At 64.0% G+C, this 21,509-nt stretch carries 19 protein-coding genes, 1 tRNA gene and 2 rRNA genes (1 of these 22 running past the window's edge); 8 read left to right on the top strand and 14 right to left on the bottom strand.

The features are described 5' to 3' along the window. Positions 1-72: 72 nt before the first annotated feature. Positions 73-930: an AraC family transcriptional regulator gene (locus ACFWHB_RS19775; protein ID WP_163149403.1), complete on the bottom strand. Its 858-nt coding sequence runs from the start codon at positions 928-930 to the stop codon at positions 73-75. Continuing rightward, positions 927-1,418: a GNAT family N-acetyltransferase gene (locus tag ACFWHB_RS19780; protein WP_163137916.1), complete on the bottom strand. Its 492-nt coding sequence runs from the start codon at positions 1,416-1,418 to the stop codon at positions 927-929. Before ACFWHB_RS19780 ends, ACFWHB_RS19775 begins: the two co-directional genes overlap by 4 nt. Positions 1,419-1,578: 160 nt before the next feature. On the opposite strand from ACFWHB_RS19780, the gene ACFWHB_RS19785 reads away from it, so the two are divergent. Next, positions 1,579-3,027, top strand: a complete 1,449-nt coding sequence (locus tag ACFWHB_RS19785; RefSeq protein WP_395949106.1) for a catalase — start codon at positions 1,579-1,581, stop codon at positions 3,025-3,027. A 300-nt stretch (positions 3,028-3,327) separates the two neighbouring features. Here ACFWHB_RS19785 and ACFWHB_RS19790 read toward each other — a convergent pair whose 3' ends face one another. Further along, positions 3,328-3,645, bottom strand: coding sequence for a YnjH family protein (locus ACFWHB_RS19790; RefSeq protein WP_111911783.1), 318 nt, complete (start codon positions 3,643-3,645; stop codon positions 3,328-3,330). A 223-nt stretch (positions 3,646-3,868) separates the two neighbouring features. On the opposite strand from ACFWHB_RS19790, the gene ACFWHB_RS19795 reads away from it, so the two are divergent. Next, positions 3,869-5,095 (top strand): hypothetical protein, encoded by a 1,227-nt coding sequence (locus tag ACFWHB_RS19795; RefSeq protein WP_395949107.1) that lies wholly within the window; start codon positions 3,869-3,871, stop codon positions 5,093-5,095. Positions 5,096-5,172: 77 nt separating this feature from the next. On the opposite strand, the gene ACFWHB_RS19800 is transcribed toward ACFWHB_RS19795, so the two are convergent. Next, positions 5,173-5,550, bottom strand: a complete 378-nt coding sequence (locus ACFWHB_RS19800) for a hypothetical protein (RefSeq protein ID WP_106885584.1) — start codon at positions 5,548-5,550, stop codon at positions 5,173-5,175. Positions 5,551-5,745: 195 nt separating this feature from the next. Between ACFWHB_RS19800 and ACFWHB_RS19805 the strand changes: the two genes are divergently transcribed. From ACFWHB_RS19805 to ACFWHB_RS19815, 3 genes are all read left to right on the top strand, one after another. Next, positions 5,746-7,125, top strand: coding sequence for a bifunctional NUDIX hydrolase/phosphatase PAP2 family protein (locus ACFWHB_RS19805; protein WP_395949108.1), 1,380 nt, complete (start codon positions 5,746-5,748; stop codon positions 7,123-7,125). Between the two features lie 10 nt (positions 7,126-7,135). Further along, positions 7,136-8,224, top strand: coding sequence for an AI-2E family transporter YdiK (gene ydiK / locus ACFWHB_RS19810; RefSeq protein WP_162520203.1), 1,089 nt, complete (start codon positions 7,136-7,138; stop codon positions 8,222-8,224). A 203-nt stretch (positions 8,225-8,427) separates the two neighbouring features. After that, complete coding sequence (locus ACFWHB_RS19815; protein WP_395949109.1) at positions 8,428-9,132, top strand: SDR family oxidoreductase; 705 nt, start codon at positions 8,428-8,430, stop codon at positions 9,130-9,132. A gap of 80 nt (positions 9,133-9,212) precedes the next feature. Here the strand turns inward: ACFWHB_RS19815 and ACFWHB_RS19820 are convergent, their stop codons facing one another. Genes ACFWHB_RS19820 through ACFWHB_RS19830 form a run of 3 tightly spaced genes read right to left on the bottom strand, consistent with a single transcriptional unit; the run spans position 9,213 to position 12,560 of the window. Then, positions 9,213-10,334, bottom strand: coding sequence for an agmatine deiminase family protein (locus ACFWHB_RS19820; RefSeq protein ID WP_395949110.1), 1,122 nt, complete (start codon positions 10,332-10,334; stop codon positions 9,213-9,215). An 18-nt stretch (positions 10,335-10,352) separates the two neighbouring features. Continuing rightward, entirely contained in the window at positions 10,353-11,465 is a 1,113-nt protein-coding gene (locus ACFWHB_RS19825) for an extracellular solute-binding protein (protein WP_395949111.1), read from the bottom strand. Positions 11,466-11,507: 42 nt separating this feature from the next. Further along, entirely contained in the window at positions 11,508-12,560 is a 1,053-nt protein-coding gene (locus tag ACFWHB_RS19830) for an agmatine deiminase family protein (RefSeq protein WP_395949112.1), read from the bottom strand. 115 nt (positions 12,561-12,675) lie between these two features. Here ACFWHB_RS19830 and ACFWHB_RS19835 point away from each other — a divergent pair, with 115 nt between their 5' ends. Together ACFWHB_RS19835 and dhaR are read left to right on the top strand one after the other, a co-directional pair. Further along, the gene (locus ACFWHB_RS19835) at positions 12,676-13,575 is read left to right on the top strand and encodes a LysR substrate-binding domain-containing protein (RefSeq protein WP_395949113.1); all 900 of its coding nucleotides are present in this window, start codon (positions 12,676-12,678) and stop codon (positions 13,573-13,575) included. A 161-nt stretch (positions 13,576-13,736) separates the two neighbouring features. Next, the gene (gene dhaR / locus ACFWHB_RS19840) at positions 13,737-15,638 is read left to right on the top strand and encodes a dihydroxyacetone kinase operon transcriptional regulator DhaR (protein ID WP_395949114.1); all 1,902 of its coding nucleotides are present in this window, start codon (positions 13,737-13,739) and stop codon (positions 15,636-15,638) included. A gap of 79 nt (positions 15,639-15,717) precedes the next feature. Here the strand turns inward: dhaR and dhaM are convergent, their stop codons facing one another. The 4 genes from dhaM to ACFWHB_RS19860 form a co-directional block, all read right to left on the bottom strand. Continuing rightward, a complete protein-coding gene (gene dhaM, locus ACFWHB_RS19845; RefSeq protein ID WP_395949115.1) occupies positions 15,718-16,434 on the bottom strand; it encodes a dihydroxyacetone kinase phosphoryl donor subunit DhaM in 717 nt (238 codons plus the stop codon). 1 nt (position 16,435) lies between these two features. Beyond that, the gene (dhaL, locus tag ACFWHB_RS19850) at positions 16,436-17,065 is read right to left on the bottom strand and encodes a dihydroxyacetone kinase subunit DhaL (RefSeq protein ID WP_106885576.1); all 630 of its coding nucleotides are present in this window, start codon (positions 17,063-17,065) and stop codon (positions 16,436-16,438) included. 15 nt (positions 17,066-17,080) lie between these two features. Beyond that, positions 17,081-18,151: a dihydroxyacetone kinase subunit DhaK gene (gene dhaK / locus ACFWHB_RS19855; protein ID WP_395949116.1), complete on the bottom strand. Its 1,071-nt coding sequence runs from the start codon at positions 18,149-18,151 to the stop codon at positions 17,081-17,083. A 229-nt stretch (positions 18,152-18,380) separates the two neighbouring features. Then, on the bottom strand, positions 18,381-19,739 hold the full coding sequence (locus tag ACFWHB_RS19860; RefSeq protein WP_395949117.1) for an NCS2 family permease: 1,359 nt from the start codon (positions 19,737-19,739) through the stop codon (positions 18,381-18,383). A 201-nt stretch (positions 19,740-19,940) separates the two neighbouring features. Between ACFWHB_RS19860 and ACFWHB_RS19865 the strand changes: the two genes are divergently transcribed. After that, positions 19,941-20,273: a cupin domain-containing protein gene (locus ACFWHB_RS19865; RefSeq protein WP_033130088.1), complete on the top strand. Its 333-nt coding sequence runs from the start codon at positions 19,941-19,943 to the stop codon at positions 20,271-20,273. Positions 20,274-20,388: 115 nt separating this feature from the next. Here the strand turns inward: ACFWHB_RS19865 and ACFWHB_RS19870 are convergent. The 3 genes from ACFWHB_RS19870 to ACFWHB_RS19880 form a co-directional block, all read right to left on the bottom strand. Next, positions 20,389-20,465: transfer RNA gene (locus tag ACFWHB_RS19870), tRNA-Asp, on the bottom strand. A gap of 94 nt (positions 20,466-20,559) precedes the next feature. Beyond that, positions 20,560-20,674 (bottom strand): 5S ribosomal RNA (rrf, locus tag ACFWHB_RS19875). A gap of 122 nt (positions 20,675-20,796) precedes the next feature. Further along, a 23S ribosomal RNA gene (locus ACFWHB_RS19880) occupies positions 20,797-21,509 on the bottom strand; it runs 2,176 nt beyond the window's last position.

Below are 21,509 nucleotides of genomic sequence, written 5' to 3' on the forward strand. Positions count from 1 at the left end.
TGGGGCCACCCACCCCCAATAAAACGAGGCGCCTTTGGGCGCCTCGTTTTATTGTCACTTGTGGCCACATGCCTAACGCACGCTGGAGCAGAAGCTGACATCGTCCTGCAGGGGATCATTGCTCACGCTGTGATAGAGCTCGAAACAGGGGCCGCTGCCAAACTCCAGCCCGGCGGACACTATGTCGCCTATGTGCTCCTGCCAGCGCGGCCCGTACTGATTGCGATCCGTGATGAGGTAGCGGGACTGGGCGTAGCGCCCGGCAGGGATAAGCTGGGTTTCCACCTCCCCCGTCCCCTGGGTCCCCACCGGCACCGTGACACCTATGTCGGTGCGACACTGGGCCGGCGGTGTCACTTGCGGGTTGTCATGGTAGATGAAGATCCACTCCCCCCCTTCCAGAGCGCGGGGCGCGGCCCACTGGTGCAGGCGATTGCAGACGGCGTCATAGCCTTCACCATAGGGGCCTGTGACCCGGATATAGGCCAGGGTGCGGGCATCCATCTCGACGGTTTTCATGGTGTTGCTCCTTGCTGATGAGTGGCCTTCAGCATAAGGGAGGGGGGCATCCCATGCGTGTCCATCCTTGCGCTCATGGTGTCCATTCTTGCCCTTGTCACGGCGAAACTCCCCCGGGGTGCAGCCATAGTGACGGCGAAACGCCTTGGCAAAGGCCTGGGAGCTGGCGAGCCCCGCCCCCAGGGCGATGGCGGTGACGCTGGCATCCGTGTAGCAGAGCTGCCAGGCCGCCCGCTGCATCCGCAGCCGCCGGCACATCTCCCCCGGCGCCTCCCCCACCACTGCGGTGAACACCCGGTGGAAGTGATAGAGGGAGAGGCAGGCGCGGCTCGCCAGCTCCTCGATGGAGAGATCCGGCTCCTGCTCCAGCGCCCGCAGCACGGGAGTCAGGCGCTCGCGATAGTCGATCATGACAGACGGACCCGCCCCATATGCAGGGCATCGACGAAGCGCCCTTCACGAAACCCATAGGCGGGTGAGCAACCTTCCTGCTCGAAGCCGAACTTGCGGTAGAGCGCGATAGCGGCCGCGTTGTCGCTGTAGACCGTCAGTTCGAGCCGCTGCAGGTTGAGCCAGTTGTCCGCCAGATCCACCGCCGCCCCCAGCAGGGCCGAGCCCACCCCGCGGCCGGCCCAGTCATCCCGGACCCCCATGCCGATGCCAGCCACATGGCGACGACGTGGATTCGGCTCGAGCCAGAGCCCCAGATCGCCGACCAGCAGCTCATCCACTATGGCCACCAGGCCGTAGCCGCTACGCTCGGCCAACCGTTTCTGCCACATGGCTAGGGTCGGATAGGGCATCTGCAGGGTGCCTGCCTGAGCCTTTGGCATGGCATAGAGATCCCGCAACCCCTGGGCATCCCCGGCCTCCGCCTGACGAATCCTGATCTCAACCATCCCCTCTCCTCCCTGATGCGTGAACGTCCGTCCAAAATAGCGCCCTTTGTGTCCGTAGCCAACTCCATTAGGGCTACCTATCAAACACTTAGAACTGACCGATTGGCCCCGCTCGCGCCCCTTGCCGTATCGTGCCTCCATCATCACAAGGAGATGCCCCATGACTGACAAGACCCTGCACAGCGCCAACGGTGCCCCCGTCGTCGACAACAACAACAGCCTCACCGCCGGCCCCCGCGGCCCGGTGCTGATGCAAGACATCTGGTTGATGGAAAAGCTCGCCCACTTCGACCGCGAGCGTATTCCCGAGCGAGTGGTTCACGCTAAAGGCTCCGGCGCCTACGGCACCTTTACCCTGACCCACGACATCAGCCAATTCAGCAAGGCCGACCTGTTCAACACAGTCGGCAAGCAGACCCCTGTCTTCCTGCGCTTCTCCACCGTGGCCGGTGAGAAGGGCGCCGCCGATGCCGAGCGGGACGTGCGCGGCTTCGCCCTCAAGTTCTATACCGAGCAGGGCAACTGGGATCTGGTGGGTAACAACACCCCCGTCTTTTTCATCCGCGATCCCCTGAAATTTCCCGACTTCATCCACACCCAGAAGCGGGATCCGCGCACCAACCTGCGCAGCGCCACCGCCGCCTGGGACTTCTGGTCACGCCACCCGGAATCCCTGCATCAGGTCACCATCTTGTTCAGCGATCGCGGCATTCCCAAGAGCCTGCGGGAGATGAACGGCTACGGCAGCCACACCTTCAGCTTTATCAACTCGGCCGATGAGCGCTTCTGGGTCAAGTTCCACTTCAAGACAGAGCAGGGCCACAGCTTCTACACAGATGAAGAGGCGGCCAATGTCGTCGGGCAGGACAGGGAGACCAGCCAGGCGGATCTGTTCAACGCCATAGAACAGGGCAACTTCCCGCGCTGGAAGGTCTATGTGCAGGTGATGCCGGAGGCCGAGGCCCAGACCTACAACATCCACCCGTTCGACCTTACCAAGGTGTGGCCACACAGCGACTACCCGCTGATCCCGGTCGGCGTGCTTGAGCTTAACCAGAACCCGGACAACTACTTCGCCCACGTGGAGCAGGCGGCCTTCACCCCGGCCAACGTGGTGCCCGGTATCGGCTTCTCGCCGGATCGCATGCTGCAAGGGCGACTGTTCTCCTATGGCGACACCCAGCGCTATCGCCTCGGCGTCAACCACGGCCTGCTGCCGGTCAACGCCCCGCGCTGCCCCTTCCACCACGGCGCCCATCGTGACGGTGCCATGCGGGGGGACAGCAACGGTGGCGCCAGCCCCAACTATCAGCCGAACCGCTTCGGCACCCAGCAGCCGAGCGAGCAGCACGAACCGGCCCTGAGTCTGGAAGGGGCCGCCCTGCACTACAACTTCCGCGACTACGACAGCGACTACTACAGCCAGCCGGGGGATCTGTTCCGCATCATGGACGAGGGGCAGCGTGCTCGCCTCGCCGCCAACCTGGCGCGCTCCCTCATCAATGTGGAAGATGACGCCATAGTCGCGGCCCAGCTCAAGCACTTCGAGCAGGCCGATCCCGAGTACGCCAAGCGGGTCGAGCTGGCCCTGGCCGCCTTGCAGCGCTAAGACGCATATCTGAAAAAGCAAAACGGGGGCCTGATGGCCCCCGTTGTCATGATGCTGACGGTGATAAATAAAAAACGGAGCCCGAGGCTCCGTTTTTCAATGCAGTATCAATCCCGAACGGAACGCGCTTCGCGCTCTTCCCGCTCCCTTGCCAACAAGCGTTTGTACCACCAGCTACTGCGACGACGTTGTGCATTGGAAGAGCGACGAGCCATTTCTTAGGTTCCAGCCAAGAGAAGAAAGGAGCTGCATTATGCGACAGGGATCACGGCCGTGTCTGTAGCTGGATCAAGAAAAGGCTCACTGACCCACCCTGATCGTCTCCCTGTTGACCGCCCCTTCATCGACCGGCTCGTAGATGGCGGGTTCGCGCCAGGCCAGGGGCCCGTTGCTCTCCTGCTCGTTTTGCGGGCCGCACTCCAGCCAGAGATCCCCCTGCTGGATGCGAGATCCGAGGGAATATTTCTGATCCTGATACCAGCAGACCCGCTCGGGCAGTGAGCCCAGGGGCAACACCAGATCCGTGCCCACCGAGTGGCTGAGGGTGTTCGACGCCGGGGCCGCCTGGGCGGGGAGCAGGCCGCCGAGGGCAAACAGACAAAACGCGGTTCGGATCATGAGTGACACCTGTGACAACGAGAGAGTGATCCCCTAAAGCGACCACCAGCGTCGCCGACTTGACCAATAAGTGTCGGCTCATCTGGCATTCCGGAAGCAATATGATAGCCTGCCAGCGCCCGCCGCTCCCCATGTGTGAGGAGCCGGGCCAGTTCGGGTCATGCTGTCGGGAAAAGACAGTATATAACCTTATTAATCAAATAATTACTTGGATATGTTGTCGATGCGTATCATGCCGTTGCTCAAGGCCGCCTGCCTGAGTCTGATGTTGTCCGCCTGCGTGGCCCCCTTGCTGATGATGAGCCCCACCAGCCAGTTGATGTGGGCCCTGCTCAAACCCCTGGTCGGTTTCGATCCGAACGAGGCCAACCTGTTCGAGCAGCCGCTGATCAAGGACAGGATGACCGCCATGCTGGGGCCCAACTACGACAGCACCATGCAGCTGCTCAAGACGGCCAACGAGTTGCAGCAGGAGGGGCCGCTGTTTTACGTGGTCTCCCGCTACGCCCCTGTGCCGGATGTGGCCAAACAGGCCGGCATGGTGTGGAACGCCGACACCAACCAGCTCTCCGTCATGTTGCAGAAGGGAGACGGCGCGACTCAGGTATTTGGCGAAAACCTGACGGCGGCGACCCCGACCTGGCCGAGCGCCATGCAGGAGTGGCAGGCCGGCAACCCGACCGCCACCGCCCTCACCGACGCCGGCAAGGTGATGACGGGAACCAGCGGTTCCCTGCTTGGCAATGTGATGGGCAACCTGCAACAGAGTGCGACCCAGGCCCTGGCCGACTCCACCAGCCAGGTGATCGGCAGTGCCACTGCCCAGGCGCAGCAGCAGGCCAGCAAAGCGGTGAGCGACTCGGCCACCCAGGCGGTCGGCAGCGTCACCACCAAGGCGCAGCAGCAGGCGACCAAAGCGGTGAGCGACTCGGCCAAACAAGTGGTCGGCAGCGCCACTGCCTCGGCACAGCAACAGGCCAGCAAAGCGGTGAGCGACTCAGCCAAACAGGCGGTCGGCAGCGTCACCACCAAGGCGCCGCAGCAAGCGAGCAAGGCCGTGAGTGACTCAGCCACCCAGACGGTGAGCGATGCCACCGATCTTCTGCGGCAAGCCAACCAGGCCGTAAGCCACTCCGCCCAGCAGGCGGTCAGCGATACCGCCAAGCAGGCTGCAGCCAGTGCGCAGCAACAGGCGGACAAAGCCGTCAGCGACACCGCCAAGCAGGCCGCAGCCAGCGCGCAGCAACAGGCGAGCAAAGCCGTCAGCGACACCGCCAAGCAGGCTGCAACCAGCGCCGCAGCCAAGACGCAGCAACAGGTGAGCAAGGTGGTAAGCGGAGCGACCGGCACCGTGCAGGCGCAGGCCGACAAGGTGGAAACCCAGGGGATGAAGCAGAGCGATCAGGCCAGGGCGGATGCCGAAGCCGAGCTGGAGAAGCTGCTCAACTAAGAGGGCGAACCCGTTCACCATGCAAACAGGCCATCCTAGGATGGCCTGTCGTTTATCTGCGAATGGGCAGGGGAGCCTTAGAGGTGGCGGTCCTGCTCGGTGGGCTTGGCCACCTTGTCTTCGCTGTGCTCGATGGCGGTGCGAATGAGGTCGACCCCGGCCCGGATGATCAGCACCCCCATGTTGACCAGCTTGACGCAGACCCACATGAAGGTGATGAGCAGGATCAACTTGAGCACCGTCTGGAAGGCTTCCAGGAAGTTCTGCTCCAGCTGGCTGGTGAGGCCATTGGCACTGGTCATCAGCCAGGTGTAGACCTCGCGCACGAACGGAATGCGGCTCGGCATCTCCAGCACGTCCAGTGCGGCAGGCAAGGCCTGGAAGATGACGATGCTGCCAAACAGTATCAGGATGACGCCGATGGCAATCCCCAGGAAGAAACCGAACTGTCGCATGAAAGGCCCCAAGATGTGTTGAATGAGAAGAACAATAGCCGCCAATACTAGGGACTGCCCGCGCCGACGGCAATCCTTGCGCCCCAGATTGGGCCGAGACGCCCCCTGCCGGCGCCGGCCATCCACCGGAAGTCATTGCCCAAGTATCTGATTTCTGTGACCCTTGTCCCCATCTATTCCCTTAGTCGCGCCATCATGCTCAGACCCGCTCTTTTACTGCTTCTGCTGCTCGGCTCCCTGTCATCTTCCCTGTTCGCCGCCGAGGCGCCCCCCGGGGCGGCCGCCTGCGTGATCCGCCATCAGCAGGAACTGTTGCTGGTCCAGGACAGGATCTCCGATCGCTACAGCCTGAGTGGCGGCTACATAGACGGGGGCGAGACGCCCGCCCAGGCGGCCCTGCGGGAGCTGTTCGAGGAGACAGGGTTGCACGGCCGCATCACCGCCGATCTCGGGCGCTGGCAGCGGGCCCAACTGTTCGCCTGCCAGACGCTGACCCCCATCCGGGCCCAGCGCGGCTCGGGTTTTGTCTCCCTGCTCCAGGCCCCCAACCTCGGCGGCGAGATCCTCAATGCCAGGCTGATAGAGGCCGCCCGCCTGCCCCATGATCAGCGTCGCTTCCCGACGCAACTCGACTGGATCACTCCCAGGCTGGCCCAGGTCCCCGAGAGCGAGGTGCAGTGGGTGTCGGACTTCAGCCCCGAAGGCAGCGCCCTGCACAGGGCCGAACTGCCGCTGATCCAGCGCCTGCAGCAGTGGCTGGGGCCAAACGCGAGCTGGCTTGAGGTCGGCAACCTGCTGGGATCGGCGGCCTTCCAGCTGGCCCTGCTCCCCTTCTTGCTCCCCTTGCTGGGCTGGCCAAGGCTGCGCAACCTGCTGTTTGCCATGGTGCTGCTCACCCTCTTGGTGCAACTGCTCAAGGAGGGGATAGCCTGGCCCAGGCCCTTCCACCTCGACCCCATGCTGGGGCAACGGAGCGCCCAGGGCTTTGGCATGCCGAGCGGCCACACCGCCTCGACCCTGTTGTTCTGGGGCCTGCTGCTCGGCGCCCTGCCCACCCTCAAAGCCTGGCAGGGCATGGGGCTGGCCCTGCTGCTGGCGGCCCTGGCCGGGCTGGCCCGCGTCTGGCTCGGCGTGCACTTTATCTCGGACGTGGCGGCCGGCCTGGGTCTCGGTGCCCTGCTGCTGGCGCTGCGCTCCCCCCTGGCGGCACTGGCGCAGCGCCAAGCTCCCTGGGCGCTACTGTTGCTGGCCAGCGCCCTGGCGGGCTGGCTGACCCAATCCAGCGCCCTGGCAGGGCTCGCCATGTTCACCCTGGGGCTGGTATCGGGTAATCTGCTACAACTCGAACGACACCCAGCTCCCGCCCTCCATGCCACACTGCTGGCCCTGGCGGGCGGCCTGCTCATCGCAGGGGGGCTGTTTGTGCTCCCTCTGCTGACCGACAGCTCGCTGCTGATCCTGGCGGGAAAAGGGTTACTCTATGGCTGCCTGGGGTTCTGGCTGAGTGCCGCGCTCTGGTGGCTGCTGTCTTTTATCAATACTGGCGCCGGATCCCGACGCCCCACCCCTCGTTAAAGGGAATGCAATGCATATGAAAAAAGTGGATTTGGCCAAGATCACCCTGGGCCTGCTGTTTCTCAGCCTGCTCATCATCTCGTGCTTCATGGTGCTGCGCCCCTTCCTGCCCGCCCTGGTCTGGGCCACCATGATCACCATAGCCACCTGGCCGCTGATGCAGATGGCCCAGCGCCTGCTGTGGGGCAAGCGCGCCCTGGCGGCCCTGCTGATGAGCTGCATTCTGCTGCTGATGTTCGTCATCCCCCTGTTCATGGCGCTGGCCAATGTGGCGGAGAAGGCCCCCATGCTGATCGAGCTGGGCACCCGCATCAGCCACTCCCCGCCCCCCGCGCTGCTCTGGCTGCAACAGGTGCCTCTGGTCGGCGACAAGCTGTTTGAGTTCTGGCAGCAGATACTGGCGAGCGGCGGCCAGGTGCTGTTCACCAAGCTGGCCCCCTACTTCGGCCAGACAGCCCGCTGGCTCGCCTCCCAGGCGGGCAACCTCGGCCTGCTGTTCGTCCACTTCCTGCTGACGGTGGCCATCTGCGGCCTGCTCTATCACTCGGGGGAGAAGGCCGCCGACGGCATTCGCCGCTTCGCCCACCGCCTGGCGGGCCAGCGTGGTGACAACGCCGTCGTGCTCGCCTCCCAGGCCATCCGTGCCGTCGCCATGGGGGTGGTGGTGACCGCCCTGGTACAATCCTCGGTGGCCGGGATAGGCCTGCTGATTGCCGGCATTCCCTACGTCATGATCCTGGTGGTGCTGATGTTCCTGCTGATCGTCGCCCAGATAGGTCCCTTCCCGGTGCTGCTGGCCAGCGTGGGTTACCTCTACTGGAGCGGGGATACCACCTGGGGCACCTTCCTGCTGGTCTGGTCCCTGCTGGCGGGTACCATGGACAACTTCCTGCGCCCCTTCCTCATCAAGCGCGGGGCCGATCTGCCCCTGATCCTGATCCTGGTCGGTGTCATCGGCGGCCTGCTGGCGCTCGGCATCATAGGGCTCTTTATAGGCCCAGTGGTGCTTGCGGTGGGCTACACCCTGCTGGATGCCTGGATAAAAGAGGGGGAGCAAACGCCCGCCCTGGAGGCGCCCGCGTCGCCCCCGGCGAACTGAGCCGCTGGCAAGAGAAGCAAGACGCCGCCCACTGGGCGGCGTCTTTTTTTTGCACCGCCTGGGCCCGGTCGCGGCCCAGATAGAACCAAAGTTCGAATCGTCTCGCCAAAACACGAACCAGGGTTCGAATCCGCCCCCTCCCTCCCCTAGGCTCCCCGGGCCCCTGCCGCCACAATGCCTGCTCCATTGGAGGGGGAGACAAGATGAACGCACTGAGAGCAAAACGGGCCCTGATCAGCGGCGGGGCCAGCGGCATAGGGCTGGCCATCGCCGAGGCCCTGGCCAGCCAGGGGGTGGAGCTGATCCTGGCTTCCCGCCGCCAGGGGCTGCTGGAGCAGGAAGCGGCCAGACTGGAGACACGATACGGGGTGAGAGTCATGGCGCTGGCGCTTGATGTGTGCGACGGCGACCAGGTGCGCGCCCGCCACGCCGAGGCTCGGGAGCGGCTCGGCCCCATCGATCTGCTGATCAACAACAGCGGAGTCGGCAGCGATCACCTGGTGCAGGATCTGCCGGAATCGGAGTGGGACAGAGTCATGGACACCTGCGCCAAGGGCACCTTCCTGCTGACCCGGGCCTGCCTGCCGGACATGCTGGCGAGCCGCCATGGCACCGTCATCAACATCGCCTCCCAGGCCGCCAGACACGGCTATGCCAGGGCCAGCGTCTATTGCGCCGCCAAGTTTGCCGTCCTGGGGTTCGCCAAGGCGCTGCGGGAAGAGGTGCAGCATCATGGCATCCGAGTTCATACCCTCTGCCCCGGTCTGGTCCAGGTGCCACCCCCGTCCTGCCCGGGGGATCGCAAACCCGGCTGGTTGCAGGTGGAGGATCTGGCCGAGGCCGTGCTCTACACCCTGCGCCAACCCGCCCACGTCCAGCTCGACGAGATCGGCATGACGGGGATCTGAGCGAGGCGTTATAGAACGGCAGGGGCGCCGCAGCGCCCCTTGTCTTAGGTCACACCGGCAGAAGCGGCCAGCGCGGGATATCAGGCCGGTTGATGCAGGGTGATGCAGTGAATGCCGCCGCCCCCCGCCGCCACCGGGTCTATGTTGACCGCCACCACCTTGCGCCCCGGGTAGAGGCGGGCCAGCAGATCCTGGCAATAGCGGTCTGCCGCCTTGTCGCCGAACTCGGGGACTATGACGGCCCCGTTGATCGGCAGGTAGTTGATGTAGCCAGCGGCAAAGTCCCGGCTGCGGCTGAATTTATTGTCTCTCCCACCCAGCGGGGGCGGCAGCACATGCAGCTCCAGCTTGTTGCCGTCCGCATCCGTGGCCTGCTTGAGGATGGCTAGGTGCTGGCGGGTCACCTTGTAGTCGTAGGAATCAGGATCGTTGTCCATGTTGATCACCACCACGCCGGGGCGCACGAAGCGGGCGTAGAAGTCCACGTGAGCATCGGTGATGTCACGACCCTTGATGCCCGGCAGCCAGATGATTTTGCGCAGTCCCAGGTTGACCTTGAGCTCCGCCTCCACTTGCGCCTTGGTGAGGCCCGGATTGCGATTGCCGTTGAGCCAGCAGCTCTCGGTCAGGATGGCGGTGCCCTTGCCATCCACCTCTATGCCCCCACCTTCGCCAGTCAGCCTGCTCTGCAGATAATGGGCATCTTCCTGGGTGCTGACCCACTCGGCCACCCCCCCATCCTGCTCGTGCTCCTGCTTGTCGCCCCAACCGTTGAAGTTGAAGTCCACCAGCCCCAGCTCCCCCTCGCCATTGCGAACGAAGACGCCGCCGGTATCCCGCAGCCAGATGTCATCCAGCTCGGCGTGGATGAAGCGGGTGTTGTGCTCGCCACAGAGCTGGCGGGCCAGAGCCTCCTCTTCTTCGCGGCAGAGCACGTTCACCTCGGTATGGGGCGCCATGGCCTGCACCAGTCGTCCTATGGTGGCCTGCACCTCCTGGTAATCGCGACCCCAGATGTCACGGCTGGCACCGAAGGCGACCCAGACCCTGGCCTGGGGCCCGGCCTCGTCCGGCATATGGTAGCGGCCGACGGCCCTCGCCTTGGCCTCCGGGGTGGCGGCCTGAGCCCGCGGCAGGGCGCTCAGTCCGGCCAGCGCTCCCATGGCGACCAGCTGTTTCAATACTTGGCGTCGGGATGACATCTCTTTTACTCCTTGGATTCAAAAACTGCTCTTGAAGCGGGTCCAGGCTCGCATGCGGGCACGCATCTGGGATTGTGCAAGATCCTGGCCCGGGATGAGGCGCCCGTAGCTGGCCTCATCCAGATAGATATCCGGGTTGGCTGTCATGGTGGCATCCACCATGGATCTCGCCTTGGCACTGGCGGTCGGATAGCCGGTGCTGTTGGTGATGGCGGCCATGTTGGCCGGGCGCATCACGAAATTGATGAAGGTGTAGGCATAGTCAGGATGGGGCGCATCCACCGGGATCGCCATGGTATCCATCCAGATGGTGCTCCCCTCCTTCGGCAGCCGGTATTCAAAGTCGCTGCGCTTGCCCGCCTCGGCGGCGGCGCGCCTGGCTTGCGTCATGTCGCCGCTGTAACCCAGCGACAGGCAGAGGTCGCCGTTGACCAGCTGGGTCACCGGCTGGGACTGGAACTTGCGGATATGGGGCTTGAGCCCCTTGAGCAGCGCCAGCGCGGCATCCAGATCCTCGGCCTTGCCGCTGTGGGGATCCCGCCCCAGATAGTGCAGCACCACAGCCAGCACCTCGTCGGGGGAGTCGATGATGGAGATGCCGCAGTCGGCAAATTTTGCCGCCAGTTCGGGCTTGAACAGCAGGTCGAGACTGCCCACCGGGGCATCCGCCATCCGCTGCCGGATCATGGCTGCGTTATAGGTGAGCCCTATGGTGCCCCAGGTGTAGGGCACCACCGCATCCCGTGAGTGGGGATAGGCCTGCTGCAGCCGCCGCAAGCCGGGCTCTATCTCCGCCAGGTGCTCTAGCTTGCCCTGATCCAGCGGTTGCAGGCTGCCCGCCCGCATCAGCCGCTCCGCCACCGTATCACCGGGAAAGATGAGGTCATAACCGCTGCGACCGGCCATCAGCTTGGCCTCCAGGGTCTCGCTGCTGTCCATGACGTCATAGATGACCCGGATCCCTGTCTCTCTGGTAAAGGCGCTGAGGGTATCGGGGGCGAAGTAGTCGGCCCAGTTGTAGAGCCGCAGCACCTTCTCCTCCCCTGTTGCCGCATCGGCCTCCCCGGCCTCGGCCGCAAGGCTCAGCAGCAGGGCCAGACAGCCCATCCACCCGAGTGTCTTCCTGATCATGATGTGGTTACTCCCCTGTGATTGGTCGCCGCCGTGCAACGTTCAGCCCCGCAGCGGCCAGGCGGGCTGCTGCTGGGTGATGCAGTGGATGCCGCCGCCGCCGTGGGCCAGCCGGTTGATCGAGACCGGCACCACAGCCCTTTGCGGGAAGGCGCCTTGCAGCACAGCCGCCGCCTCCCGGTCGCTCGCCACCCCGTAGGCGGGCATGATGACGGCGCCGTTGGCGAGGTAGAAGTTGGTGTAGGAGGCGCAAAACACCTCGGCCTCCGTGTCTATGGCCTCGCTCGCGTCGTACAGATCCTGCAGCTCGAAGGTGCGCCCCCTGGCATCCGTGGCCAGGGCCAGGGCGCGGCGGTTCTCCCGCACCACAAGGCCGTAGGTCGAGGCGGCATCCCGGGTCGCATCCACCAGCAGCTGGCCGGGGCGACTGAAGGCGCAGACCCCGTCCACATGGCCGTCCGTCATGTCGCCGGTGACGTGGTCGGGATCCCCCGGCAGCCAGATGGTCTTCTCGATACCGAGCAGGCGACCGAAGATCTGCTCGATCTCACCCTTGCTGATGCCCGGGTTGCGGTTGCTGTTGAGCAGCACGGACTCAGTGGTGATCAGGGTGCCTTCGCCGTCCACATGGATGGCGCCCCCCTCGTTGGCCAGAAAGCTGCCGATACACTCCAGCTCCAGACTGTTGAGGATGCGGCGAGCCAGCCCCTCGTCCAGTTGGTGGACCGACTTGCCGCCCCAGGCGTTGAAGCGCCAGCTCACCCCGGCGCTGCCCAGTTCGGGGTGGCAGATGAAGGTGGGGCCTGAGTCGCGGCACCAGCTGTCATCCACCGGGAGCGGGACCAGGGTCACCCTGTCGTCACAGAGGGCGCGGGCCTCGGCCAGCGCGGAAGGGTCGACCACCAGCCTGACCGGCTCGAACCGAACAATGGCGTTGACCACCCGGGCGAAGTCCTGCTGCACCTCGGCAAGGGTGACGCCCCAGCCGGATTCCCACAGCGCCTTGTTGTGGGGCCAGACCATCCAGGTCGCGGCGTGCTGGCACCATTCGGCGGGCATAAACCAGCCCTTTGCCACTATTCCCTGTTCCCGCATATTCCCTCTCTGATTAGGTACTATTAAGGTTGCTGACGATGGGAATAGACTATTCCCGCTTGGCATCGCGAACAAACGATCGATTTTCAGTGCAAGTGATAAGTGGAGCTAATAAATGATGTTCAAACACTGGCCCCCGCTCAACGTGCTGCGGGGCTTCGAGGCGGCGGCTCGCCTCGGCAGTTTTCATCAGGCGGCCCAGGAGCTGCACCTCACCCAGTCCGCCATCAGCCAGCAGATCCGCTCCCTGGAGGAGCTGCTCGGCCAGCCGCTGTTTCACCGGCAGGGGCGCTCGGTCGCCCTGACCGATGCGGGACAGGATCTGCTGGAGACCACCCAGAGCGTGCTGCTGCAACTGGCGGTGGGGATCCAGCGCCTCGAGCAGTACCGCAAGCCGAACCAGCTGGTGCTCAACACCAGCACCGCCATCGCCCGCCACTGGCTGCTGCCCCGACTGGGGGCGTTTCATCGCCAGCACCCCGACATCGATCTCTGGCTCTTCACCAGCGACGAGGTGCCCGACCTGGCCGAACAGACCATAGATCTCGCCCTGCGCTGGGATCTCGCGCCGCAGGCCGAGTGTCGCCATCAGCCGCTGCTGGCGGACAGGTTGCTGCCGGTGGCCGCGCCTACGGTGCTGGCCCAACCGGCGGCACAGCGCACTACCCTCCATGGGGAGCGAGAGCTGGACTGGCACCACTGGACGTTGAAAGGGGGGGAGGATCTGCAACTGCAAACCCGGGGGCTCAACTTCTCCGATCCCGGCCTGCTGCTGGAGGCGGCCAGCGCCGGGCTCGGGGTGGCGCTGGTGAGCGAACGGCTCTCCCAACCGGCCAGGGAGCAGGGGCAGTTGCTGCCGCTCTCCGCTTGCAGGGTCAAGGGGCCCCAGTGGAGCCTGCTTATCCACCAGGAGAGCGAAGGGATGCCGGAGTGCCGCGCCTTCTGTCACTGGCTCGGCCAGCAATTTGCCGAGGGGGCGGCGGGCGGGAATGAGGATGCCATTGCCGCCCTCTGAGGCAGGTCACTGAATCTGGCGAACGGGCATGGTTAAATGGTCGGCCTCTCTCTATGCCGGATATTGCATGTGACCCTGCCTTTTGACCGTCTGCCGCTCCAACCCTTGCCTGGCTATGGGTATGCCCTCTGGCTGCGCACTTGCCGGACAAGGCAGTGACAATGCCATCTGACCGTCTGCCACCCCAGCCCTGCCCTGACTATCTGCAGGCCTCCTGGCTGCGCTGCGCCCACCAGACCAGCGCCACCCTCTGGCATCCGCCCCACAGTGCCAAGGGGCAGACCTTGCAGAGCCTGCGTCAGCGCAAGCGGGACTTGCTCACCACAGGCGAGATGGCCCTCGAGGATCTCTACGAATTCATGGAGGGGCGCCCCTGCGCCCTGCTGCTCACCGACGAGAGCGGCTGCCTGCTGGCCCGCACCGGCCATCGCGAGACGCTGGCAGAACTCGAAGCCCTGGGGTTTGGCCCCGGCGCTTTTTTTAGCGAGGGGCGCATCGGCACCAATGCCATCAATCTGGCGGCGCTGGAGGGAGTGCCGCTCTGCGTCAGCGGCCCCCAGCATTTCAACCAGACCCTGCACCCCTGGCACAGCTGCGCCAGCCCGGTCTACAACAGCAACGGCCGCCAGGTCGCCATCATGGCCCTGGTCTGCCGGGTGGAGGAGGCAACGGTCGGGGATCTGGCGCTCACCGTCAGCGCCGGTCGCGAGCTGGCCCATCTGCTGCAGATGGAGCGCCTGATGCAGGAGTCCCAGCACCATCTGAGCGAGCTTTACGCTTTGCTCGACGGCATGGATGACGGCGTGCTGGCCTGGGATCCGCAGGGCAGGCTGCGCTACCTCAACGCGCTGGCGGCCAACCGACTGCGGCTAGATCCAGCCCTCTGTCTCGGCCAGCCGCTGGAGCAGCACCTGCTGCTGCCCCAGCGGTTGCAGCTTGCCATCAAGGGGCAGACGCCACTGAGTCATGTGGAGGTGACGCTGGAGCGGCTCGGGGTGCATTCCGGGGAGTTCATCAATGCGCTGATAAGCCTCAAGCCGCTGCCGGGGCCGGAGGGGGTCAGCTTTATCGCCCTGCTCCATCCGGTCGACCGGCTGCGGGCCATTCACCAGCTGCGCCAGACGGTGCCCGAGCTCTCGGCGCTGGTGGGGGAGTCGAGCGCCATGCGCAAGCTGCTGCGCCACGCCAGACAGGCGGCCCAGAGTCAGGGGCCGATCCTGCTGCGCGGCGAAGAGGAGGTAGGCAAAGCCCAGCTGGCGGAGGCCATTCACTTTGGCAGTGAACGGGCCGCCGGGCCCCTCATTACCCTCAACTGTCAGGCGCTGCCGAGCGAGCGGATGGCGCTGGAGCTGATGGGCTCCGACGAGGCGGGGCAGGAGCGGGCGGGCAAGTTCGAGCTGGCCCACGGCGGCACGCTAGTGCTGGAGCAGGTGGAGTGCCTATCCGCCCCCATGCAGGCGGCGCTGCTGCAACTGCTCAAGACAGGTCGCATCCAGCGCTTCGATTCGGCCCGCGTGCTGCCGCTCAAGGTGCGGATCATAGCAACCAGCAGTGCCCCGCTGGAGCAGAAGGTGCAGGAGGGGCAGTTCGGTCGCCAGCTGCTCTATGCCTTGCAAGCCTGCGAGCTCTGGCTGCCGGGGCTGCGGGAGCGCGCGGCCGATTTGCCGGGCCTTATCAGCCAGCAGCTAGGGGCGCAGGGGCGAGAGCCGGTGCGCCAGTTCAGCCCGGCGGCCCTCGACTGTCTGCTCGCCTATCCCTGGCCCGGCAATCTGGGGGAGCTGCGCAGCGCGGTCGAGCATGCCCTGCTCCACGCAAGTCAGGGGCAGATCCCGCCGGAGGCGCTGCCCGCCGCCATTCGTCACGGCTATCAGCGGATGGCGGATGAGGTGGTGGGGCAACCGCTGCTCACCCTGGCGGAGTTGGAGCGCCAGGCCATCTTGCGCAGCGCCCACGCCTGCAAGGGGCAGGTGAGCCTGATGGCCCGGCAACTGGGCATCAGCCGCACCACCCTGTGGCGGCGGCTGAAGCTGCTCGGCATGGATCCCGCCGACTACCACGGATAGCGGTCACGCACAGAAACTCCCTTGCAGAAAAAACGACAAGGCCCCGCACTGGCGGGGCCTTGATAAAGCAATGGGAGCCTCAGTCGCCGAAGCGTTCCGCTGCCAGCTGCTGGAAGCAGGTCAATGCGGTGGTGGCATCCTCCCCGCGCGCCAGCAGGGTGAGTCTGTCGCCCTGGCGCACGTTGAGCATGGCGAGCCGGGTCAGGCTGCGGGGATTGGCCTCTTTGTCCCCCTTTTGCAACTTGAGTTCAGCGGCAAAGGGCTTGAGGGCGGCCACCAGTCGAGCGGCGGGGCGCACATGCAGGCCGTGGGGGTTGTCGACTACCACCTCGCAGCGCAGCCAGCCGTCGTCGGCAACGGGGGCTGTGTCAGTGGCGGCCTGCGCCGCGCTGGCGGGCAGCATCGCCTGTTTCGGGCCCAGGGCACCGAGCGCCTCGGCTGCCACCTCATCCAGCGTCAGACCGGAACCGGCCGCCACCACGGCGGCCAGGGTGCCTTCGACCAGCGGGGCCGGGCAGAGTCGCACCCTCGCGCTCAGCTCAGGAGGCAGCAGTTCGAGGGCTGTCTCGGCGCTCAAGAGAGCGCTGCCGAGATCCATCAGCACCAGCACGCCGCTGCCGTCATCTGCTTCTTCGATCGCACTCATCACCGCGATGGCATCCGTGCCTATGGGGTGGTCGGGGTCATCGACCCCGGCCGCCAGCAGCAATCTGGCCGGGCTACCCAACTGGTCGGCCAGCGCTTTCAAGCCGGCCGCCAGCATGGCGCTGTGAGAGACAACGACGATTCCGATCATGTCACAACCTCGCTCTGTCACGCAGGGCGGTCAGCAGCAGCAGGGTCGAGGTGGCCCCGGCATCCTGATGGCCTATGCTGCGCTCGCCCAGATAGCTGGCGCGCCCCTTGCGGGCCTGCATCTGTATGGTGGCCTCGGTACCGGCCGCAGCGGCGGCCACCGCCTTGTCCAGCGCATCGTTGAGGGAGAGATCTTGCTGCTGGGCCTGTTGCAGGGCGGCCAGCGCCGGCCACCAGGCATCGCACATTGTCTTGTCCCCCGGCTCGGCACGGCCGCGGGAGACTATCCCCTCGACCCCGTCGCTCAGCATCTTGCCAAGCTGGCTGAGGCTGAGGCTCTGACAGGCGTCGGTACTGGCCGCCGCCCGGATAAAGAAGGTGCCGTAGAGGGGGCCGCTGGCGCCGCCGACCGAGGAGAGCAGTGTCATGCCGGTGGTTTTCAGCACCTGACCTATGTCCTTGTCCGCCACCGCGGGCAGCTTCTCGGCCACCTTGGTGAAGCCGCGCTGCATGTTGAGGCCGTGGTCGCCGTCACCGATGTCGGTATCCAGCGCCGTGAGGTAGTCACGCTGCTCGGCAAAGATGTGCTCGCAGTCGAGCAGCCAGTTGACGATCTGATGTTTGCTTAGCATGAGAATAAAGGCTCCTTAGCAGCCGCGACGCAAGGCTGGGGTGTGAACGGGGGCATCCCACAGGGTCATCAGCTCATCATCCACCTTGAGCAAGGTGATGGAGATGCCGGTCATGTCGAGGGAGGTGCAATAGGGGCCAATCAGGTTGCGCACCAGATGGATGCCCGCCTCTTCGCACAGGGTGGCGAGGCGGCCATAGACGCCATAGAGCTCGGAGATGGGGGTGCCACCGAGGCTGTTAACCAGGGCGATGACACGATCGCCCGCATTCAGCGGCTCGATAAAGGTGTGCTCCTCCTGCCAGTTGCCGGAAGCTCTATCCCAGTGGCGCAGGGTGCGGCCATAGGGGGTGTTGTCAGCAAGCTCGCTGAACATGTCGTCCACCAGGGTATTGAGGTCGGTGAAGGGGCGGCGCTCTATGCCCGGTTCGCCGTGGATGCCCACGCCGAACTCCATCTCGTTGTCGGCCAGGGTGAAGGAGGGCTTGCCGGCGGCAGGCACTGTGCAGGCGTGCATGGCGACGCCTATGGTGCGGCTCTGGTTGTTGATGCGGCGAGCCAGTGCCTCGCAGCGGCTCAGGTCATAGCCCGCTTCGGCGGCGGCCCCCACCAGTTTCTCGCACAGCACTGTGGTGGCAACGCCACGGCGACCGGCGGTATAGAGGCTGTCTTTCACCGCCACGTCGTCATCGATCAGCGAGAAACCGACCTTGACCCCGTCACCGTGCAGCAGCTCGACTGCGGTCTCGAAGTTGAGCACATCGCCGGTGTAGTTCTTCACCAAAAACAGCACGCCAGCGCCGCCATCGACGGCCTGACCGCACTCGTACATCTGATCCGGGGTCGGGGAGGTAAAGATCTCGCCGGGGCAGGCGCCATCCAGCATCCCTTTGCCCACCAGACCGCCGTGCATCGGCTCATGGCCGCTGCCACCGCCGGAGACCAGCGCCACCTTGCCCATCACGGGGGCGTCGGCACGGGTGATGTAGTGGGGTTCGATACGGACCTTGAGCTCGGGGTGGGCGGCAGCCATCCCCATCAGTTGTTCACGGACCACGGCATCGACGGCATTGATCAGCTTCTTCATGGCTCACTCCTTGGCTTGCCACCGCACGGGTAGGCAGATGGTTGATGAAGCCAGTCTAACGGGATAAATCGGGAGAAAAATGACGGCCTGTTCGGTTCGGATTTGAAACAGGAGAAGGGGCATTGGCGTTTCAATCTGAAACGGCGCGGGGCAAACGGGCGGGAAACTGTTAACGGCCTCACAGCCATGAAAAAGGGCCCCGCAGGGCCCTTCGCTATCACCGGAAGCCTTAGATGGCCCAGCCACCGGCATAGAAGATCACCAGCGCCACGGCGATGATGACGGTGCCGACGTTGAGTTTCTTCCACTCGGCAGCAAACAGACGACCCACGACCAGCGCCACGAAGCCCAGCATGATACCGGTGACTATGTTGCAGGTCAGCACTATGAAGACGGCGCACAGCATACCGGCGAGAGCATCGACCGAATCGCTGAAGTCCAGCTTGGTGACGTTCCCCAGCATCAGCAGACCGACGTACATCAGGGCTGGTGCTGTGGCGTAAGCCGGTACCAGATAGCTCAGCGGGGAGAGGAAAATCATCAGCAGGAAGAGCACGCCAACCAGTGCAGCGGTCAGACCTGTCTTACCACCGGCTGCGGTACCTGCGGCGGATTCGATGTAGACGGCGGCCGGAGCACCACCCACCACGCCAGCCACCATGCTGCTGACGGAGTCGGCAGTCAGGGCCTTGCCGCCGCTGATGATGTGGCCACGCTCGTTGATGAGGCCCGCCTGACCGGCCACCGCACGTATGGTGCCGGTCGCGTCAAACACGGCTGTCATCACCAACGCCAGCACGGTCGGAATGACCACCGGATTGAGGGCGCCCAGCAGATCCATGCTGCCCACCAGAGAGCCCTTCTCGCCGGTCAGGCTCGGCATGGCGAAGAAGCCCTGCCAGGTCACTTTCGGGTCGAAGATAAGGCCGAGAATGGAGATGGCGATGATCACCATCAGGATGCCGCCCGGCACCTTGCGACGCTCCAGACCGAAGATGGCGGCCAGACCCAGCACCGTCATGATGACCGGGAAGGAGGTCACTTCACCCAGTTGAACCGGCAGACCAGCCCCTTCGTTCTTGATCACCATGCCGACGCCGTTGGTGGCGATCAGCAGCAGGAACAGACCTATACCTATGCCGGTGCCGTGAGCGATGCCGGAGGGGAGGTTGTCCAGGATCCACTGGCGCACGCCGGTGACACTGATCAGGGTAAACAGCACCCCCATCAGGAAGATGGCCCCCAGCGCGACCGGAATGCTCAGTCCCTGACCCAGTACCAGACTGAAGGCGGTAAAGGCGGTGAGGGAGATGGCGCAACCTATGGCCATCGGCAGCTTGGCCCAGAGACCCATCAGCAGGGAGCCGAAGGCTGCGATCAAGCAGGTCGCCACGAAGACGGGGCCCTGCTCAAAACCGGCGGCACCCAGCATGTTCGGCACCACTATGATGCTGTAGACCATGGCCAGGGAGGTGGTCAGTCCGGCCAGCAACTCCTGGCGGACAGTGCTGCCACGCTGGGTGATGGAGAAATAGGAGTCCAGAAACCCGCTATTGCCGGTGCGGGCCGTCATTTCTTGCGTTGCCATAACTCATCCTGAATGTGTGAAGGAAATCGTTTGCGTAATGGCGCGCAAAATAGCAAGAATTTGGCGAGATTGCAGCGGATCAGCCACCATTTTCCCGAACTTTTCCATTTAAAGCCTCATTGGAGGCCTCAACTTCCCCATGGGAAGCTCCCCTTCAGCTTCTACACTCTTAGCTAGCCCCCATCAGCCGGAGACAAGCCCATGCACACAGGCAACCTGCTTGGCCAGATCCCCTCCCCCCTGCCCAATGAGGTGTTCACCGACCTGGTGAGCACCAATCACTTTCGCATCGAGCGTATCCTCTCCCAGGGACAACAGACCCCCACGGGGGAATGGTTCGATCAGGATGAACACGAGTGGGTAGCGCTGATACAAGGCGAAGCCATTCTGGTCTTCATCACACCGGATACCGGGCTCCAGGAGCGCGTTCACCTTGGACCCGGGGACTACATCAACATCCCGGCGCACCTTCAGCACAGGGTGGAGTGGACTCATCCTACCGAGACCACCGTCTGGCTCTGCATCTACTACTAGGGAAGTCTCTTGGCACAACGAAAGCAGCCCAATCGACAGATTGGGCTGCTTGGACTCAGATGCTGAATGCGCACAGCAAAAAGGCCTTCCCGTGAGGGAAGGCCTTTCAAATTAGTGGCGGAGCGGACGGGACTCGAACCCGCGACCCCCGGCGTGACAGGCCGGTATTCTAACCGACTGAACTACCGCTCCGCATTCGGTTAGCTTTCGCTAAATCTTCTGCCGCTTACTGAGGTGTCATCCTCTCGGCCAATCATGCAATCTGTGCACAACTGTTTAATTGGGTGCCTGGCAGTGTCCTACTCTCGCATGGCGAATGCCACACTACCATCGGCGCTACCGCGTTTCACTTCTGAGTTCGGCATGGGATCAGGTGGTTCCACGGCGCTATGGCCGCCAGGCAAAAAACTTCATCCGGAAAGCTGACGTGAATAACGACTTAGCTAGTTTGCTTCATCACTATCACTGAATTTGAGTAGTTCATGCACTTGCTACAAGGCCCAGAACACTTCTTGGGTGTTGTATGGTTAAGCCTCACGGGTAATTAGTATGGGTTAGCTCAACACGTCGCCGCGCTTACACACCCCACCTATCAACGTTGTGGTCTCCAACGGCCCTTTAGGACCCTCAAGGGGTCAGGGATGACTCATCTCAGGGCTCGCTTCCCGCTTAGATGCTTTCAGCGGTTATCGATTCCGAACTTAGCTACCGGGCAGTGCCACTGGCGTGACAACCCGAACACCAGAGGTTCGTTCACTCCGGTCCTCTCGTACTAGGAGCAACTCCCTTCAATCATCCAACGCCCACGGCAGATAGGGACCGAACTGTCTCACGACGTTCTGAACCCAGCTCGCGTACCACTTTAAATGGCGAACAGCCATACCCTTGGGACCGACTTCAGCCCCAGGATGTGATGAGCCGACATCGAGGTGCCAAACACCGCCGTCGATATGAACTCTTGGGCGGTATCAGCCTGTTATCCCCGGAGTACCTTTTATCCGTTGAGCGATGGCCCTTCCATTCAGAACCACCGGATCACTATGACCTACTTTCGTACCTGCTCGACCTGTCCGTCTCGCAGTTAAGCTGGCTTATGCCATTGCACTAACCTCCTGATGTCCGACCAGGATTAGCCAACCTTCGTGCTCCTCCGTTACTCTTTGGGAGGAGACCGCCCCAGTCAAACTACCCACCAGGCACTGTCCGCGAGCCCGATTCAGGGCCCTGCGTTAGAAC

It is taken from the genome of Aeromonas mytilicola subsp. aquatica (assembly GCF_044336385.1).
Taxonomy (GTDB): Bacteria; Pseudomonadota; Gammaproteobacteria; order Enterobacterales; family Aeromonadaceae; genus Aeromonas; species Aeromonas rivipollensis.

What these genes read in the sequence shown, in the direction of transcription:
- dhaK (WP_395949116.1), bottom strand. Translation starts at nt 18,151, where the DNA reads ATGAAGAAGCTGATCAATGCCGTCGATGCCGTGGTCCGTGAACAACTG.
- ACFWHB_RS19825 (WP_395949111.1), bottom strand. Translation starts at nt 11,465, where the DNA reads ATGATCAGGAAGACACTCGGGTGGATGGGCTGTCTGGCCCTGCTGCTG.
- ACFWHB_RS19800 (WP_106885584.1), bottom strand. Translation starts at nt 5,550, where the DNA reads ATGCGACAGTTCGGTTTCTTCCTGGGGATTGCCATCGGCGTCATCCTG.
- ACFWHB_RS19865 (WP_033130088.1), top strand. Translation starts at nt 19,941, where the DNA reads ATGCACACAGGCAACCTGCTTGGCCAGATCCCCTCCCCCCTGCCCAAT.
- ACFWHB_RS19820 (WP_395949110.1), bottom strand. Translation starts at nt 10,334, where the DNA reads ATGTCATCCCGACGCCAAGTATTGAAACAGCTGGTCGCCATGGGAGCG.
- ACFWHB_RS19860 (WP_395949117.1), bottom strand. Translation starts at nt 19,739, where the DNA reads ATGGCAACGCAAGAAATGACGGCCCGCACCGGCAATAGCGGGTTTCTG.
- dhaL (WP_106885576.1), bottom strand. Translation starts at nt 17,065, where the DNA reads ATGCTAAGCAAACATCAGATCGTCAACTGGCTGCTCGACTGCGAGCAC.
- ACFWHB_RS19785 (WP_395949106.1), top strand. Translation starts at nt 1,579, where the DNA reads ATGACTGACAAGACCCTGCACAGCGCCAACGGTGCCCCCGTCGTCGAC.
- ACFWHB_RS19790 (WP_111911783.1), bottom strand. Translation starts at nt 3,645, where the DNA reads ATGATCCGAACCGCGTTTTGTCTGTTTGCCCTCGGCGGCCTGCTCCCC.
- ACFWHB_RS19835 (WP_395949113.1), top strand. Translation starts at nt 12,676, where the DNA reads ATGATGTTCAAACACTGGCCCCCGCTCAACGTGCTGCGGGGCTTCGAG.
- ACFWHB_RS19795 (WP_395949107.1), top strand. Translation starts at nt 3,869, where the DNA reads ATGCGTATCATGCCGTTGCTCAAGGCCGCCTGCCTGAGTCTGATGTTG.
- ACFWHB_RS19775 (WP_163149403.1), bottom strand. Translation starts at nt 930, where the DNA reads ATGATCGACTATCGCGAGCGCCTGACTCCCGTGCTGCGGGCGCTGGAG.
- dhaR (WP_395949114.1), top strand. Translation starts at nt 13,737, where the DNA reads ATGCCATCTGACCGTCTGCCACCCCAGCCCTGCCCTGACTATCTGCAG.
- ydiK (WP_162520203.1), top strand. Translation starts at nt 7,136, where the DNA reads ATGCATATGAAAAAAGTGGATTTGGCCAAGATCACCCTGGGCCTGCTG.
- ACFWHB_RS19805 (WP_395949108.1), top strand. Translation starts at nt 5,746, where the DNA reads ATGCTCAGACCCGCTCTTTTACTGCTTCTGCTGCTCGGCTCCCTGTCA.
- ACFWHB_RS19780 (WP_163137916.1), bottom strand. Translation starts at nt 1,418, where the DNA reads ATGGTTGAGATCAGGATTCGTCAGGCGGAGGCCGGGGATGCCCAGGGG.
- ACFWHB_RS19830 (WP_395949112.1), bottom strand. Translation starts at nt 12,560, where the DNA reads ATGCGGGAACAGGGAATAGTGGCAAAGGGCTGGTTTATGCCCGCCGAA.
- ACFWHB_RS19815 (WP_395949109.1), top strand. Translation starts at nt 8,428, where the DNA reads ATGAACGCACTGAGAGCAAAACGGGCCCTGATCAGCGGCGGGGCCAGC.
- dhaM (WP_395949115.1), bottom strand. Translation starts at nt 16,434, where the DNA reads ATGATCGGAATCGTCGTTGTCTCTCACAGCGCCATGCTGGCGGCCGGC.